General features: G+C 53.7%; 15 protein-coding genes. 1 reads left to right on the top strand and 14 read right to left on the bottom strand.

The genetic code is table 11. The annotated features are described in order from the left end of the window. Positions 1-176: 176 nt before the first annotated feature. A complete protein-coding gene (locus AC1RZR_RS22170; RefSeq protein WP_481825995.1) occupies positions 177-638 on the top strand; it encodes a phasin in 462 nt (153 codons plus the stop codon). A gap of 192 nt (positions 639-830) precedes the next feature. Here the strand turns inward: AC1RZR_RS22170 and AC1RZR_RS22165 are convergent, their stop codons facing one another. The 14 genes from AC1RZR_RS22165 to AC1RZR_RS22100 form a co-directional block, all read right to left on the bottom strand. Then, positions 831-2,150: an O-antigen ligase family protein gene (locus AC1RZR_RS22165; RefSeq protein WP_481825994.1), complete on the bottom strand. Its 1,320-nt coding sequence runs from the start codon at positions 2,148-2,150 to the stop codon at positions 831-833. Next, entirely contained in the window at positions 2,147-3,271 is a 1,125-nt protein-coding gene (locus AC1RZR_RS22160; protein WP_481825993.1) for a tetratricopeptide repeat protein, read from the bottom strand. The genes AC1RZR_RS22165 and AC1RZR_RS22160 overlap by 4 nt, the downstream gene beginning before the upstream one ends. A gap of 22 nt (positions 3,272-3,293) precedes the next feature. Continuing rightward, the gene (locus AC1RZR_RS22155) at positions 3,294-5,672 is read right to left on the bottom strand and encodes a GumC family protein (protein WP_481825992.1); all 2,379 of its coding nucleotides are present in this window, start codon (positions 5,670-5,672) and stop codon (positions 3,294-3,296) included. Between the two features lie 44 nt (positions 5,673-5,716). After that, on the bottom strand, positions 5,717-6,493 hold the full coding sequence (locus tag AC1RZR_RS22150) for a polysaccharide biosynthesis/export family protein (protein ID WP_481825991.1): 777 nt from the start codon (positions 6,491-6,493) through the stop codon (positions 5,717-5,719). Further along, a complete protein-coding gene (locus AC1RZR_RS22145; protein WP_481825990.1) occupies positions 6,490-7,299 on the bottom strand; it encodes a tyrosine-protein phosphatase in 810 nt (269 codons plus the stop codon). The genes AC1RZR_RS22150 and AC1RZR_RS22145 overlap by 4 nt, the downstream gene beginning before the upstream one ends. A gap of 259 nt (positions 7,300-7,558) precedes the next feature. Further along, complete coding sequence (locus AC1RZR_RS22140) at positions 7,559-8,068, bottom strand: hypothetical protein (RefSeq protein WP_481825989.1); 510 nt, start codon at positions 8,066-8,068, stop codon at positions 7,559-7,561. 563 nt (positions 8,069-8,631) lie between these two features. Continuing rightward, entirely contained in the window at positions 8,632-8,832 is a 201-nt protein-coding gene (locus AC1RZR_RS22135; protein WP_481825988.1) for a hypothetical protein, read from the bottom strand. A gap of 988 nt (positions 8,833-9,820) precedes the next feature. Then, entirely contained in the window at positions 9,821-10,225 is a 405-nt protein-coding gene (locus AC1RZR_RS22130; RefSeq protein ID WP_481825987.1) for a hypothetical protein, read from the bottom strand. Between the two features lie 218 nt (positions 10,226-10,443). Then, positions 10,444-11,637 carry a glycosyltransferase family 4 protein gene (locus tag AC1RZR_RS22125; RefSeq protein ID WP_481825986.1) on the bottom strand — a complete coding sequence of 398 codons (1,194 nt, stop codon included), beginning with the start codon at positions 11,635-11,637 and terminating at the stop codon, positions 10,444-10,446. Between the two features lie 8 nt (positions 11,638-11,645). Further along, entirely contained in the window at positions 11,646-12,776 is a 1,131-nt protein-coding gene (gene wecB / locus AC1RZR_RS22120; protein WP_481825985.1) for a non-hydrolyzing UDP-N-acetylglucosamine 2-epimerase, read from the bottom strand. Positions 12,777-12,889: 113 nt separating this feature from the next. Continuing rightward, a complete protein-coding gene (locus AC1RZR_RS22115) occupies positions 12,890-13,819 on the bottom strand; it encodes a dTDP-4-dehydrorhamnose reductase family protein (protein WP_481825984.1) in 930 nt (309 codons plus the stop codon). A 140-nt stretch (positions 13,820-13,959) separates the two neighbouring features. After that, on the bottom strand, positions 13,960-14,988 hold the full coding sequence (locus AC1RZR_RS22110; RefSeq protein WP_475433842.1) for a polysaccharide biosynthesis protein: 1,029 nt from the start codon (positions 14,986-14,988) through the stop codon (positions 13,960-13,962). A 178-nt stretch (positions 14,989-15,166) separates the two neighbouring features. Beyond that, on the bottom strand, positions 15,167-16,447 hold the full coding sequence (locus tag AC1RZR_RS22105) for a glycosyltransferase (RefSeq protein ID WP_481825983.1): 1,281 nt from the start codon (positions 16,445-16,447) through the stop codon (positions 15,167-15,169). Positions 16,448-16,469: 22 nt separating this feature from the next. Then, positions 16,470-17,549, bottom strand: a complete 1,080-nt coding sequence (locus tag AC1RZR_RS22100) for a hypothetical protein (protein WP_481825982.1) — start codon at positions 17,547-17,549, stop codon at positions 16,470-16,472. Positions 17,550-17,589 lie beyond the last annotated feature (40 nt).

The raw sequence follows: 17,589 nt of genomic DNA, 5'->3' as shown, positions 1-17,589 counted from the left end.
GTTTCGGAGGAGAAATCCGAAGAGACCATGACGGCAATCGCTGACCCCAATTCGCGCAGGACCGGGCGCAGCCTGCTCGCGCAAATTCACGTCAGGTTCACAAATCCGTTGTGACGATTTCGTACATGAAGGAGGCGGCTTTGCTTTGCGGCCGCCCCCCGAAAAAGGATGGAAAAATGTCCAAGATCACCGGTAAGTCCGAAACGATCGAAAACGTCGAATTCCCTACCGTCGACCCGTCCAAGGTTGCCGAGCAAGTCCGTGCTGTCACCGATCAGAGCGTTGAGCAGTCGAAGGAAATATTTTCCAAATTGAGCTCGGACGCCGAAACGGCTCAAACAGCTTTCGAGTCGACCTTTGAAATGGCCAGGACCACCCGCAACGAGCTCGTCGTGAAGACGATTGCCGCTCTGCAAGCCAATGCCGAAGCCGGATTCACGCACCTCGAAGCGCTGGTTGCCGTGAAGTCGCCATCCGAGTTCTTCGAACTGCAGGCCGCATTCCTGCACAAACAGATCGAAAATTCCGCCGAGCAGGCCAAGGCCCTCCAGGCATTAATGTTGAGAGCTAGCGAGGACGTATCGAAGCCGATCAAGGATGCCTTTGAGAAGGCTTTGAAGGTACGCAAGGCCGCCTGATTTGCCCTTGGGAGTACGGGATGAAAGGTCAGCACCTCGTTGACCGGCCACGCTGGCAAGAACGGCTCGTGGCACAGGGTCTTCCCCGGTCGGTCGGACAGCTTTGTCTGCCCGACCGCGCCGGTTTGACGCCGTAACCTCTGACCGCGACCTCGGAAGCGCGCCGCAGCGTCCGCCCACAACTGCTCACGTTTACCGAGACGCTCCAACGGGAACAAACAGCTTGTCGCCATTGTGGTCGACTTCTACCAGCTCCGGCTTTTGGCTCATGCCCTCCGTAATCCCGCGATGAAAGATGATGGCGTTCATATACGCGAAGGTCATTGCGAGCGCGGCGGTGCGCAACGGGTAGTCGACCAGAGAATGCACAAGTAAGAATGCTACAGAAAGAAACGCTGCCTTCTGAAAAGAGTCCCGGCGAATTCTGGAAAACGCGAACAGAAGAAGGATTAGGTACAAGGCCATCAAAACGGCAGCGAGCACTCCGCCTTCCAAGGCAATTTCAAGATACTCGTTATGGGCATGGTTCACATACGCCCTGAATATCATCCCTTCTTTTTCGTATATTTGGTAGACCTTCTGAAAATTTCCAAATCCGACTCCGGTAACCCAATTCTCTTTTATTCCATCCATGGTCGTACGGGCAAACTCCGCGCGTCCGAACGCAGGATCTATCTCCCTTGCATCGATCGTCGTCCATGCCCCCATCGCGTAGACGGAAAGCCCAACGAAGAGAACAAATACGCTAAAACCACTTATTCTCGAGCGAGCCGAGAGAAATATGATGGACACTACGGTAACGGCCAGTCCGATAAGAACGCCGGCACGCGACCCTGCCGCCAAAAGGAACAGCAGAAGCGCGATCAGACCGATCGCTCCGGACAGGAGATGTCCGCGGAACAGGCCGTAATAGACAACGAAGGGAATGGAGACGAAAAGCAAAGCCGAAAAATGGTTTCGGTTGGCAAAAAGTCCAGCATTGATCGTGAAGGGCAACAATCCCTCGATCGCGATGTTATCTGAGAGCGAATATTGGATCGCTCCGGCTAATCCGTTGCAGATTACACCCATGAAAAAGAAGGGGAGCAGGCCGTAGACCTGATCGGAGCGTAAACGCATGACACCTAGGAAAAAAGCTACCGACGCCGCCACATACAGCAGACACTCGATCGTTCGCCCTACTCCGACGCTGATGAACCGAGTTTGATCAACCAGCCAGGGAGCGCCGAGCAGCACTTCCGGCCGCAGACCGGCAAAAAGGCTAGCAGGCAGCGGAACGATTTGCAGCACAACCAGCGCCACCGCCATGAAAAGCAGCCAGAGCACTGATCCGGGGATTGTTGTTATTGGGGTTGACGTTCGAGAGAAGGCAATGGCCGCCGAGACAATGGCTACTATCTCGATCAGGGTATCGGTATACAGCCCGCTCGCCGTACCACCGCCTATCAGCAGGGAGGTGAACAGGACCGAGCCGAGGAGATATTTGTCCCATTCCGACGGCCGTGCACTCAAGGTGAAATTCTCTCAATGCTCAATTTGTGCATGACCAATGTACCCATATAGCGAAACCGCCAACTCTCAGCTATTGCGGCGGTTTCCAACCGCAACAGCTGCATTGGGCATGCGTCCTGTCCAATGGAAAATTCCTGGCTCAGCCTCTGACGATTGAAGGTGCCCTCGGGAACGTTAAACCGCGCTATTTCGCGCGCCGGATCCACACATCTGATGGTCCAGAAGAGTTCTTTGGGCAACTTCAGGTTACTCCCGGATGCGACCAATGAAATCCTGTACGAACCAGGCGGCAGCTCGATATATTGTTGGAGAGCAGTGTTCTTCACGGGCGTGTTCAAAAAGCGAACCGTCGCCCCTCCCTCGCCTTCAACAGCATCCTGCGAGGTCGCAAACGTAACGTCGAGGCCTGACTGATCGCGAACCTGCCAATCGAAAGGCTTTCCACCGTACCCGGGCTGAAAGGTGCCGTTAAAAACATATCCGCCCAGCTTTCCTTCGTCATCGGACAGACTGAAGAGAAACAGCCGATAGGCCTGTTCGTATTCCTTCTGCGCGATATACCCAGTGATCACGGAGGACAGCTCGCCCGATTTCGGTGGCGCACCGGATCCGGCCAGGTCAAGGAGCAACTGGTTTGCAAAATTGAGCCCTGGGCGTGTTTTTCCAAGAACAGAAAACAAGGTCGCCCGCCAAGGTGCTCCCGCCGCAATTGCTGCCAGCACGGCATGATATCCGTCAGGATTCGAAAGGATTGCTGGAAGGCCCCCGGCGACGGCCGGAAACTGATCCGGCCAACGGCGCAGCAGTATATCGAGCGCGCCTACAGCCTTGGACAGATCCCCGATCTCGACTGAATGGCTGATCGTTCTCTGGAGCGCATGGATCTCTGTTTTCGACAGCCTCCGTGCCTGATCAAAGAGCGCATACGCGTCATCTTCCTTGCCTTGTCGGTACTCTATCTCCCCGATTAAGCTATAGAGGCGTGCATCTCCGACATTGAAGCGAAGGGAGTCTTTCGCCCTGGCAGCCAGTGCGTCAAGATCAGGGGGATTGGCTGTATCATTCAGGTCGCGGGAAATTTCGCTTATCAAGGCGTCGACATTCAACGGATCCAACGCCATCGAAATGTCTGGCGTGCCTGTCTCAAGGAGTTGACTTAGCCCGTTCAACGAAGCCGCTAACACTAGAGCGGATGCGACGAACCAAATGCCTGAACGTCGAAGATTTTGCGCGAGCGGGCTGGTCTGCGCCGTCATCAACTTTACCTTCAAGTTTCGGGGTACTCGTGCCATAGTTGTAATATTGGTAATTCATGTACTTGTAGGCATAATTGTAGTCGAACTTGTTCACCGCAAACTTCGACATTGCGGCTCCAACCACGTTGGAGCCGGCAGCGCGCAGACGCTTCAGGGCTGTCTTCGCCGACTTGCGGGTGACCTGCTTTGTCGAAATGACCATCAACGTACCCTCGGCCAGCCGACTGAGGATAGGCGCATCGGATAGCCCAACGATCGGTGGGGCGTCGATTATCACCAGGTCGTACCGTTTACTAAGATTGGTCACGATCAAGGCCATCTTAGGTGAAGAAAGAAGATCGGCAGGGTTAGGTGGGATGGTTCCAGAGGTCAGAACCGTCACATTGGGATACTTCGTCGGCCTGAAGATGGTCGCAAGGTCCTCTTTACGGACGGTGTTTGTCAGCAGGTTGCTCAACCCGATCGTATTGGCGAGACCGAACAGCCGGTGAAGGTTCGGCTTTCGAAGGTCGCCGTCGACAATCAGCACCCTTGCCCCAAGCGCTGCGAAATCCTGGCCAAGCTTGAACGCGGTCGTCGACTTGCCCTCCGCTGGCTCTGAACTGGTGACCAGAAGCGAGCGCGGCGCGCCTTCCGCCCCGGAGAACTGCAAAGATGTTCGAAGGGATCGATAGGCTTCGGAAAGGCCTGACTTCTGGTCTGCAATGCTGGCAATGAGCTCGCGATCGTCGACATGGGGCAATATCCCGAGCATCGCCAGTCCGAGCTCCTTTTCGACCTGCTCGGGATTGGTAAACGTGTTGTTCAGCAGCTCGATAACATAAATAATCGAGCCACTGATGGCCATGAAGAGAGCCAATGCAATTGCGAGATTGATGCTCAGGCGTGGAGAATAAGGCGCCGTCGGCTGCGTCGCGACGTCCACGATCGCGGCACTTTGGGTCTTGAGCTCGGAACTCACGCCAACTTCGTTGAGCTTGGCAATTAGACTGTCATACTGAGACCGGTTTGAGTCGACTTCACGCTTCAGGATCGTATATTTGATATTCTTGTCGTTGAAGGCGACCTGCTGCCTTTCCATATCGGCAAGCTTCTCTTTAAGATCGGCCTCCTTGTCTTGAGCTTGCTGGTACTTGAGCCGCAGTGAATCAGTGATCGCCAGCACACCATTGTTATATACACGCTGCAGTTCCTTGATCTGGGACTGCAATTGCTGCATTTCCGGAAAACCAGGCTTCAATATGCCGAGCTTCTGCTGATACTGGCTGTTGAGATCGGCCAGCTTATCACTAAGCAGCTGCAGGCCCTTGCTTTCTAGCACCGGGCCAAGGCTACCACCACGACCCTTGTCGATCTGATCCACAACCGATCCGGCATCGGACCGCTCCTGGGTTGCTGCTTGAAGCGCCGTATTGAGGGCCTCAATGTTCGACCCGATAAGCGACTTGGTGTCACCGGTGATCGTAATGCCCGCATCCCTTGCGTAAGCGACGAGCTCTTCCTCGGATTTCTGGAGCTTCTGCTTGACCTGCGAAACCTGCTCCTGGATGAATTGCCGCGCCAGGTCAGACGTTTCGCTGGTCTGATCCACCCGCTGATCGATAAAACTCTGCGCAACCTGGTTGGCCACATCGCTGGCGTATTTCGGCTTCTGGTCCAAAAAGGTAATCGACAGCAGACTTGTGTTGGTTACGAGATTAACCGTGAGGTTGTCTAAAACGCGTTTGATCGCAATGGCTTCACGTTGTTCCGGAGTTTTCTCTTCGATTGAGGGAGCCTTAGTGATTCTGAAGGCCCGATAGAAAATATTGCTGATCGAAAAGTCCGGCGTCGGAAACAGGAAGTCCGGCTTTTCGCTGAGGCCCAGTTGGAAGACAACGCGTTGCGCCAATGCCCGGCTCTTCAACTTTTCACGGGCGGTCTGAAAGGCTCGGATATCGCTGTTTTCGGAAACCACCTCGATGTCCTGGAAGACCTTCGCCGAAGGGACTAAGACTTCTAACTGCGTCGTTGCCTGATATTTGGGCGTCTGCATCATCGTCACGACGACACCGGCAACAAGCCCGGCCGCCATCATCATGGCAATCAGCCATCGATACTGGACAACATAGAAGAGCAATTTGAGCGGATTAAAGCCCTGATCCTGTTCGGCAGAATCGCGGCCATACGGGCTATGATGTTGGCCACCATCATAGTAAAGATCCGAAGACAAGGCTTGGCCATGTCCGGGAGCTGCTAATTGGTGTTGCCTGCTACGATCGAGCATAGTCCGGGCGATCCTGGTTCATAGGCGTTGACATGCGACGCGCACTACGGCGCGAGAACGCCAATTCTCATTGCGGTTGACGCAACTCCGAGGGCGTCCTTCAGATTGTTCAAAGCAATTTTTGATTTTGAAGGAAAGACGACCACTTTGTCGCCACCGTAGATGCGTGGATTGCGGCTTTTGCCAGCGCGAATGTTCTGGACGTTATAGTTCGCGACTAGCGTATTTTGACCTATATTGCGATAAACAAAGACTTTTCCCGCATCGCCAATAGGATTGAACCCACCGGCAAGTGCGACCGCGTCGATCAATGAAGCGTTGCTCGATACGGGATAGATGCCGGCCTTATTGACTTCCCCATCAACGGTAATGCGTTGTCCAATGGATTCCTTGACGAAAATTGTCACGTCCGGAGATTGGAGATAGTTCGCGCTGTAAGCGGCTTCAATTTCCTTCTCCAACTGACGGACGGTTTTTCCTGCTGCCGTGAGGGTTCCGATGAGTGGAAGCGAAATTTGCCCGCTAGCGTCGACCTGAACCGTCCTGTTCAGATTGTCGACCTGGTATACATTGACCTCGAGCACGTCATTCGGCGACAACGGCTGCTCACTGCCGTTCTGACTATTTTGAGGAGCAGGAAGATCCTTCACAATCTGCAGAGCGCCACCGCCCGATAAGGGAACCGACGATGATGATGTGAGCTGCAGCGCATCGATCGACGCCGGCCCCGTGGGCGAGGTGCTGGTGCAGGCCGAGATGCCGAGGGAACCGAGCATCACAACCATCGTGATCGCGGCGCATTTCATCAAATCGCGCATCATGAGGACACGGCCTTTAGCAAACGACCGAGCCCGCCGAAGCGGCCAACTTTGTCGGGGCTTGGCTTGTTTGCAAACCTTTTTCCAACAGGCTCAAGCGGCCGGTTCGCCAATATGTCGCTCGGCCGCCTCACCACCATATTATAAGCCTCCTCTTCCCCGCACCGCTTCGCGGCGGCGTCAACCGCTTGTGAAAGGCCAGGCCGGCGGCGATTAGCTCCATGAGTATCGGATGCGATGATATCGACGCGGCCTTCGTCTATCAGCTTTTCCGAGTAGTAGAAGGCGGTACGCCCGAAAGCGCCAATAATCGAGTCTGCAGTAAGTTGTATGAGGCAGCCGAGCCTGTTCAGCCTTTCAACCACGTCATAGTTCGCCTTGATCCAGGTTAAACGCTCCGGATGGGTGAGAATCGGGACGAACCCGGCCTCTATGAGGCGCAAGGCAAATTCTTCCAGCCGCGGCGGCAACACATGGTGAGGCGGCTCGAACAGAAAATAGCGCGACCTGTTCAAAGTCGGCACCTTGCCGTGCACCAGCTGATTTGGAAGATCGGGGGCAATGTGGATGTCGGCACCGACATAGAGAGCAAGCGGGATCTCGGCGCGCAGTAACGCTTGCTCCAACGAACGGACCGCTTCGACGATATTCTCCGTCCCGTTTTCATACATACCGGGTACGACATGGGGCGTGCATGCCATATGGGTCGTCCCGTCGGCTACCGCCAACCTCGCCATTTCCAGCGATTCAGCAATACTAGGCGAGCCGTCGTCAAGGCCGGGCAAGATATGAGAATGCAGGTCGATCATAAGCGTTTCTGGCCACGTCAGGGCAAAACAGCGATTTCGCTGAGAAAGAACACAAACGTGTCACCCGGTTCATTGCGATTGACAACCGCAGAGCGCCGACCGCCAGATTCGAGCTACTTGCTGACAGAATTGTCACCTTCGTGAAGGCTGAGGATGAGCGCTGCCATCGACCCAAAAACCGGGACAGCAACAAACCGATAGCGAACGCTCATCTTGGCTCTTTAATCGCCTACCCACCTGGGAACCCGGACGAACACGCCTAGTGGCTCACGCCGTTATTATCATCCTGGGTCGCCGCAAGAACTCCGGCAGTGAGAAGCGCGCCTGCAAAAAATTGCGCAGGCAAGCCAAAGGCAAACTTGCGCGACGGGTCAATGGCGCCAGTGTGCTCGGGACTTACCGCAGCAGCAGTGTGTTCGGGATTCACGACCTTGAGACAGATATTGTTTTCGACACGTGAAATGTCGAGAGTTGCATTCGCAGGCACGCTCAGCCTGCAATCACCAACCTGAACGGACGCAGAGCCCTTGGCGCCGACCACCAAGCGACTGCCGAAATCCAAAGCGCTTCCCGCTTTGGCAGGCCCATAACCGGCCGTCTGCGAAACCATCACATTGCCACTTACACTTCGGATCGATCCGATTGGACTTGTCGGCCCCTGATAAGCCGTCGCACAACTGCACGGTGCATCCTGCGCGAAAACTGGAACTGAGCCAAAACCGACCAAAGTGACCAACCCGGCCAACGCACTTTTCAAAACAATGTTCATTTGCTTCGATCCTTTGTTTGCGTCGTTCAGACGCGCCCAAGTTAATGTCTGCGGTAAGCGCCTAACAGCTTTTGGTTACGATTCCAACCTATTTCGCACGTGCGAGATAAGCTTTTAATTTTAGACGTGCCTGTTTGAACACAGTATATTAGCTACATCAAATGAACAGAGATGCAGTAAAAAATACAGTAAGGAGGGACGACAGCTGCGGACTAAGGCGGTCTATTGCTTTATTGCTAATCGTAATTTTAAGGTTTCGTAGATAGAACAGAGAATGCTAGTATCAGAAGGAATTAAAGCGCCGGCTTGTGTGGAAACTTAGGTATTTTACAATAATATTTTTCTTTTAGCGATAATGATTTGGAGATTCGTACGGCGTCGCGGAGATTTCTGTTGCAATTATTCGCATAATAGATGGTGGATTGAAAGAACCCGGTTGGTATCCGATGTGGTGGCGTCCATTTTCAATCCTGATACCCGTCGACTACAACTTTATCGATTGTATGTAGTCCATCTATTGTTTCCGTTGGATAATATTGTGTGAATGGAATAGTTTCGCCTACTCAAATGCACTCGTTTGGCGATACGCCAATCAACTCTGAGATGGCGATCACGTCAATGGTCTCGACTGAAGGGGTTATACCCGCGCTCCTTAGTCGGACGAGGATGCGCTTGGCGCTGGAATGAATTAGTATGGTGTCGCCGTCAGCAACGCCGCTTGCTCGCCAACCATTGGCCAGATCGTAGACTGCTGGGTCATTCATCGGGCTCGTCCTCCATTCTCCATTCGCCGACCATCTCGAATCATCATCACTAAGGACTAAGGAAAACCCATGGAACGCACCATCGCGAGCCAGATCACAAGACAATCCCCCAACGCTTCGGTGGCGATTGGTCGCCGGCCAACAGCGGCATCTGACCGAGACAGCCGGCATCAACACCTGTGTTGCTTGCCCGCTTCTTTGCATGCGGCAGCGCCGAGACATACTGCCCGCACACCCTCATCGAGAATCTGAACTATTCGGCGCAGGGCGCCCATGAGGGGTAGAAATCTGGACGGATCGTTCCACAGCTTCCGCATGCAATCCATATCCAGGATGGCAAGGTCGCGTCTGGCGGTATGGAGCCATAAATGGACGGTGAGTCCCCTATTGCACTCCCTCAATTGATATCAGCAAGCTCGATAAGTCGCCCCAACCTGACCAGGCTGGCCACAGAGTAAGCCCCTTTGAGTGAGAACAGCAGCCAGGTCACCACCGTCCGGCATAAAACACTGGACGACCACTGCATCCCCCAGCCTCTCTCCGGTCTTCCCATCGCAGGGAGTGCCTGAGCCGACCGGTCTGCAGTTCAAAACCATTCCCTGAAAATCACGCCGCGCCGCTTCTGTTACCATGTCACGCAAAGCCGGAGGTTTTGTCGACGCCGCGCCGCATAGGACAATTTTGCGCCCTCCCACCCGCAGATCGTCTATCGAGGGAATGTTGAGGTGGCCGCTAAATGGTGAAAGCGTGGCACGTGGTTGTGGACGTGGTTTGTCCCTCTGCGACACGATGACAGCCATGAAGCCCACGGCAAACACCAGGCCGACAACAGGAATTGCGATCCATTTATTCATCGATGTTCGTAGACTCTCTAATTCTGACAGTGCCGACGGGCACTCTCGGTATCCTGGTGGCGCCGGCCAGAGAGCCACCGCATGGCGTGATCACGGATTTGTCGATCCACGACGGCAGTTATGCTTGGAGGCCACTATTTGCCGTAGCGGCGCTCCAGCGCTTCGGCAATGCGCTCGCAAAGCAATTCTGAGGTCACGGCGGTGAGGTGGAGACGGAGGCGAAGGCCGTGCGTATCAACCAGCGTGGTGACAATACCCCGATCAGAGTACTCGGCGAGTTCGAGAACATCGTCGATGATGAAGTCTGGTATTTCACGAAGCTTTTTAGCGCGCTCATTCACCCTGTTGTCTCCACAAATTGGCGGCTTTCCGGGCAGGCCGAGTCTCATTCGCTGGAGCTCGGCGTAGCTCTCGGCAAGGTCTTGAGCGTTGAATGAACACCTAGTGACCTTGCCATTTTCGACGACCTGAACAATCCATTGGCCGTTGACATTCTTCAAACGCACGTCGTCTGGTTCTCCGGCAACCATACCCGTCATCCCAGGTTTTCTCACAATATGTCGTCGGCTAGCCCAGGGCTGCTGATCACGCGCCGCCGGAAACCCACCGCAAAAAACTATCACCCGAAATCATAGTCATCGCGGCCCTGGCCGATGGTTAGCGTCGCCGTCAGGCATTGCGGGAGACGGGCAGCACTCTGACCATGATGGGAGGCCAGTGCCTGCCCTCCCCTTGAGAAAAGATCCAGGCGTTATGATTATGGCCTGGAAAGCGCTTCTGCGATTTGGGACACCGCCTGCTTGGCGGAAAACTGGCGATCGAACAATCGCCTGCAACGTCCGGGCAGGTCGGCATCCGTTTCTACCTCTACTAGCAATCTTTCCGCCTTCGCGACCAGTTCATCCAGCTGATCGCTCTGGCACTCTTGGCCAACCCGCTCGTTTCGAATCAGCTCGGCCAAGTCGTTGCCTGGGTTCAAGCGCACGAGTGCAGGGATGCCGCTTTGCATATAAGTCAGGAACTTGCCTGGTATGTTGTGAGACCTATGGCGGAGATCCAACGAGACGATCCCAATCCGGCACTGTGCATAAAGGTCCGGGATTTCGTCGGGGTGGATCTCGTCGAAAAAGACTACGTTGGTGAGGCTGAGAGCCTGCGCTTTTTCTCTAAGTCTTCGGGCCTCACTGCCTCGACCGACCAGCAGGAATCCCACGTCGACCCGGGAGGCCATCCTCTGCGCCAAGTCCAATACAATGCCGACGCTTTGAGCCACACCCATATTGCCTGCGTACACGAACAGCTTGCGCCCGGCCAATGGTGTCTCGCTGACACGAATCGAACAACGCACGTTTGAAGGCTTGTCCAGCCAGTTCTGCAACACCTCAAGGACACGCCCCGACCTGCGCCGCCACCGATCGAAGTAAGCCAGGTTGCCCGGCGTCTGGACCCCAATCACATCAGCAATCGAGTATTGGTAGCGCGCGATGGAATCGAAGAAACGGTAGGGCAGACCGCGGCCCATCAGACCCATATCAACGGCCCATTCGGGAAAGATATCGCGAATGATGAGATACCCCTTGCAGCCGCTTTCGCGCTTTAGCGCGCTCGCCATAGGCCCGTGGAAGATCGAGGGAGCATACCAAACAATCCCGTCCCATCGCTGCCCTGCCAGCGGGCTTTTACGCAGGTTGCGCAACATGGCAAAGGGCATGACGAACTCATTCCAGGTACGCCTCACATAGCCAATTTCCTTGGTAGGCGGCGCTCGCAGGCGCAGCACTGTTACACCGTCAAGCTCTTCAATTGCCCAAGGGCGGTGCAGATCGGCCGATGGGAGCATGACAGTCACCCGATGCCCTTGTCGCGCAAATTCCCGGGCAAGATCCCTCAGTTGCACGGCGCCCGACGTGCGCAGCGGTGGAAAAGTATCCGCAATCAAAGCGATCCGCATGGAGTCGCTCAGTACTTCTTCCACACAACACGGTTCACATAGTCCGTATAGCTGTGGATTATGCGAACCACCTTTTCGCTGACATTGGGTATGTCATAATCGGCAACCAGGCGGAGCCCGCGCTCCGCCCCACGCGACTGGCTTTCCAAGATCGCAAGGCCCTGACACACCCGGTCGAGGCCCAAGCCCACCATCATTACCGCACCTTCCTCCATGCCCTCTGGCCGCTCATGGGCCTCGCGCAGGTTGAGCGCAGGAAAATTCAAGATGGAGGACTCTTCCGTGATCGTGCCGCTGTCCGACAGAACTGCTTTTGCATTCATCTGCAGATGCACATAGTCCAAGAAGCCGAAGGGCTTCATAAACTGGACTCTCGAGTTCATTTCGAGTTTCAACGAGTTCAGCCGCGAACGCGTGCGCGGGTGCGTCGAAACAATCACCGGAATGTCGTGTTCCTGCGCTATGTGATTGGCGATCTCAGCAATCCGGGTCATTTTGTCCGGTGGGTCGACGTTTTCTTCGCGATGAGCACTCATCACGAAGTATTTTCCTCGCTCTAGAGAGAGCTGGCTCAAGACATCCGACTTATTGATCTCATCCATATAGTAACTTAGGACTTCAAGCATCGGGCTGCCCGTCTTGATAATTAGATCGGGCGCAATCCCCTCCCGCAGCAGATAGCTTCGCGCGATGTCACTGTAGGTTAGGTGAATGTCGGCAACATGATCAACTATTCGGCGGTTTATCTCTTCCGGAACCCGTGAATCGAAACAACGATTGCCGGCCTCCATATGAAAAACAGGAATCCTCAATCGTTTGGCGGCAATTGCCGCGAGACAGCTATTTGTGTCCCCAAGCAGCAAAACCGCTTCTGGCCGACGCTCGCGAAGCACTTGATCGGTCGCCGCGATTACACGACCAATCGTTTTGGCAGCCGTGTCTCCTGCTGCTTCAAGAAACACATCGGGGCGGCGAATCTTAAGCTGCTCGAAAAAGATCTCATTCAACTCATAGTCATGATTTTGGCCCGTATGCACGAGGCATTGGTCGCACGATTGATCCAATCGGTCGATGACACGCGACAATCGGATGATTTCGGGGCGCGTCCCGACGATCGTCATGACCTTCAGCCTGTTCACCAATCCACTCCCACACTTGAACTCTCAGGGCTGAGCGATACTTTCGATCAACAACCGAGGATGCGTTAAGCTAGTTGCCTAGTAAATTCCAACAAAGCACGATTAACAGCGGCTCACGAGCCATCCTGATCTGTCGACGCGCTCAGATCCTTACTTCGAGCGACATCTTGGTTGTACTTGAGATAGCTCTTGTGCATTGTTGCCACGAGTTCCGGCCAGGGCTCAGGTGTAAATCCCGTCGTTCTCCTAAATAGGTCGGAATTCAGGGAGCGATCGATAGTGACGAACGTATCGGCAACAATATCTATTTCCTTGCCGTAGACCTTGGATACCAGTGAAAGAAGATCAAATTTGTTGATCGGAGCAGCCGACACGTGAAAAAGGCCCCTCAGGTCGTTATTGGGGATCACAAATTCCTTGATCACACGCGTAAGTTCGACCGCTGGCAAGCCGGAGAAGACGGCATTCTTGTAGCCCCTGACTTCGCCTTGCTGGCTCAAAAACCAGTCAACCAGACTTTTTGAGCTCTCTAGCTCGTGACCGATGATTGAGGTGCGGAGCGTCACTGCATTCGGGTAATCGACCTCACCTAGAAACTTCGTTCTCCCGTACAGATCGTTCGCGTCGGCAAAATCGGATTCTGCGTAATCTCCCTTGCTCCCTGAGAAAACGCAATCCGTACTCACATGTATCAAACGAGCCCCAGCTACGCGCGAAAGTTGCGCCAGGCGATGAGGGAGAGACGCGTTGATTGTCAGCGACGTGAGATGGTTTCGCGAAGCGTCAAGCTGCTTGATGACGCCCACACAGTTTACGACGACATCCGGCCGGGTCTCGGCGAACACGGCCGTCAAATCCCCATCGTTTCGAACATCTAGGTTGGATATGAGGCTACCATGATCACGAGGCAGAAAATGGCGTTTTTTGGCCGATGATCGAAGGGTTCCAACGGTTTCATATCGATGATCGGCGGAGAAGAATCGGAAGACCGCGTTTCCGAGCATCCCACCAGCCCCCAGGACAAGGATTCTGTTCGTCTTCACGTTACGCAGCACCTTTCTGGTGGGAACCTAAACCATACCGCTAAGAAATCAGTGTATTGGCCGCGGGCGGCCTGAGTCCGCGAGCAACCAGCCAACCCTCAGAGCCCATTGCAAACGGAACCAAGGTCATTCTATATGGCTCACTCTTCGGGCTCGACATTCTCGCCACGGACAATGGCTTGCACAAACCTAAGCTTCATCAATAATGCCTGCATCTCCTTGACATCCAATCTTGTGGTGTTGTGCGAATTGTAGTCTGTCGCTTGCGAAATCTCGATCTCGCCCTGCTCGAAGAATTTTCCATAATTCAGATCGCGCAAATCTGGTGGAACTCGATAGTAGTTGCCTAGGTCCTGCGCAGCCACTCTTTCCTCTCGGCTGAGCAAGGCCTCAAATAATTTCTCACCGTGTCGCGTACCGATTATCCTGATCGGATGGTCAGGGGCGCCCAGCAGGCCGGTCAGGGCCCTGGCCAAAGTCTCAATCGTTGCGGCCGGGGCCTTCTGCACGAAGATCTCACCGGGATTGCCATGCTCGAAGGCGTAGAGCACCAGGTCGACCGCGTCGTCCAATGTCATCATGAAACGGGTCATGGCCGCGTCCGTGATTGTGATGGGCTGGCCGGCGCGAATTTGGTTGGTGAACAACGGAATTACTGAGCCCCGCGAAGCCATCACATTGCCGTAGCGGGTAGCGCATATGGCGGTGCTGTTGCTCGACCGAGACTTTGCGACGATAACCTTCTCCATCATCGCCTTGCTGATGCCCATGGCGTTGATCGGATACACCGCCTTGTCCGTGCTCAGGCAGATCACACGCTCCACACCGCAGTTTATCGCGGCTTCCAAGGTGTTCTCCGTACCCAGCACATTGGTCTTGACGGCCTCAAGCGGGTAGAATTCGCAGGACGGCACCTGCTTGAGTGCCGCGGCGTGATAAATAAAATTTACCCCTCGCACGGCGTTGAGGACGGACTGATAGTCGCGCACGTCTCCAATATAGAACTTGACCTTGGAGTTGTTGTATTTCTTGCGCATGTCGTCCTGCTTCTTCTCGTCCCGGCTGAAGATGCGGATTTCAGCTAAATCGGAATCGAGAAACCGCCGCAAAACGGCATTTCCGAATGAACCTGTGCCTCCGGTTATGAGGAGGGTCTTGCCGGTAAACATCGAGCGTCCTTTTCTATTTCAACTGGCTGCGTGTCCGCTCGCCCCGTCGGATGCGGCGTAGTGTTTGGAGAACTCAATCGCGTCCATTTGGAGCGATCGTTGTGCTTGGGATCTCTATCAGCCGTGACCGCTAGTTGCTGTCGCCGCATGCCAGAAACGGTGCAGACGCTCGATCGGATCAAGCATTCCACGATATTCGACGCCGATATGGGGAGGGACGTATTCGATCATGGCCTGACAGTTTCGCCTTTTGGGCAACGTCCGCCTCAATCACCACTCTCCCCGATTTTCTGGTGCGCCCGTGAAGCATCCACCATCCATCTGGCCTTGACGTCCTGGTCTCTTGCGTCAGCAGGGCTAGGTACCTTTCAGCGCGCTCCCGAGGGGAAGAAAAGTTAATCGCGTGATCGCGCGCAGCACGCAGCGCGTCCCTATCCGGTCCGCCGTTGGCAAATATTCGGGCGATTGAGTTTGCCGCTGATACCGGCGACAGCGGGTCGAAGTAATTCGCGTGATCGCCGCATATATCTCGATTGAACGGTCGGTCGGACGCGAACAGCGGCAGCGCCATCGCCATCGCCTCCAGCGGAGTTGCAGAGAAGCACTCCAGCAAGGAAGGGAAAACCACTGCGTCAAGCCCCCTGTAGAAACTAGGGCACTGCGCTACGGAGAGCGGACCAACATTGACAGACACACGACGAAATTCCGGCGAGCAGGCCTGCCATTCCTTCTCGGTGAAAGTGACATAGAACCTCGCCTTGAGGCCATGTAACGTTTCCAGTTCCGAGGCGATTTGCGGAAAAATCTCCGTATTCTTGTGGAGGTAATTACGGCCGACAAAGCCAAGCAGCAGGTCGCAATCAACCTGCGGCAACGTAACAGGCTGCCAGATGGACTCGTCCAGATAGACCGACGAAAGGCAGTTGTGCACCACTTGGATACGCCCAGGGGCCACGCCCAGTTCACGAACTAGCCCTGCCTTGACATGTTCCAGTTCGACAATCAGCACATCGGCGCGCTTGAAAAACATCGCCTGGAGCCGGAATTTCGCCCGAGTCTTCAGGCGCTGAAAGAACGAAAGCTTTGCGTAGCACTCATTTCTTGGGTAAATGATCCACGCCTGCGCGAAGCCAACGATGCTCTTGAAGCGGGGGTTCCAGCGGTAGAGCGGTCCGAAAATCGTAAGGACCTGCCCATATGCGTCCATCTTCGCGCGCGCCGCGCGGTTCAGAAGGTCCAGTCCGTGAACATCCATCGTTTCATAATGGACTGTCGGAGATGGGCGAAATTTCAAGCTGCTAAGATTCTGCCCGACTTCCGTCGAGATGAAGACGGAGAGCGGTATATCCAATGCATGATTTCCGGACAGCTCCGCGATGACGGAAGCTCCCACCTGCACGCCACCTCCGTTGTGAAGGTTCGCTGTATTGAGAACTGCCTTTCTCGCCGGCGAGGTCATGCGCGCCTTCCTCCGATAGCACTCATTGCGTTTGACGCCTCCTAACCCATGGCCTCTGCCTACGAACGAAAGAGGGGCTGTGCGTGCTCCTCCAGGAGGATATGAAAACAATCATTAATAGAGAAGCAAAGAATGACTTTGAGTAGAAAGCATATCCATTGTGTGCAATCAGAAAAAAGTACAGCAACATGAAATGTGCATAGTCGTTAATCATCGTGCTGCTTGTTCTTTCCGACACACCCAATGCAAATGACAAACAATAGAAAGTTACGGCAACCAAAATTAACCCACCGTCTATGTAAATAGGACTCAGAGCGGTAAAAACATTCCAAGATGAAATTACAAGCAAATCATTTTCCACTTCGAATTTGCATCCAACTATCGGTATGGAATGAAGGCAATCGCTTACTGAATTTATTGCCTCTCTATCAAAGTTAACGAACCCCCAAATTAGATAATAGATTGGCTGAGCAGAAACTTCACTAATCGTATTACCTCCTCTGACAGCGTTTACGACAATAAAGACTACTGAAAATGCTAATAGAAATATTAGGTACCTAGATATATTTACTTTAAATCCCCTGAACCTCGGAGCCGCCCATATAATCACCACGAGGAGAAAGGTCCCCTTCCACGCAGTGAGAATTGCGGTGGTAGCATATAGGGCTACAAAAATTCTTCCACTAGCCGTTGAAGTCGAAAGATGTGAAAGCCTGGAGTAGATAAAGACACCAACTCCGCAATATATATATATATTCCAAAAAATTGAGCTTTGAAGATCGACCCTTAACTTTCCAGACATCAACAATGGTACAGTTCTGTATTGTAAAAAATCAGCAAATATTGCAATAAGTCCAAAAGACATTAATATATAGGATATCTTTAACTCAACAATCTCCCCACCAATTTCTCCTAAACCATAATCACCTGCGGGGAGAAATCTTGAGCTAAAGTACCCTAATACCGAAAAAACGATCGAGAAAATGATTACTGTCCGACCGGCGTTAGAAAATTCGTATCCAAAATACGAGCTAACACTTATAGCTAAAGCGGCAGGAAAAATATAAGACGAAACCGCAACCTGAGCGATAGATAATTTCATGCTACTGGTAACATCTTATATATCTATTACTGAAGATATG

The sequence above is a fragment of the Mesorhizobium bavaricum genome, from assembly GCF_056781655.1.
This window is presented reverse-complemented; position numbering and strand designations above follow the sequence as displayed.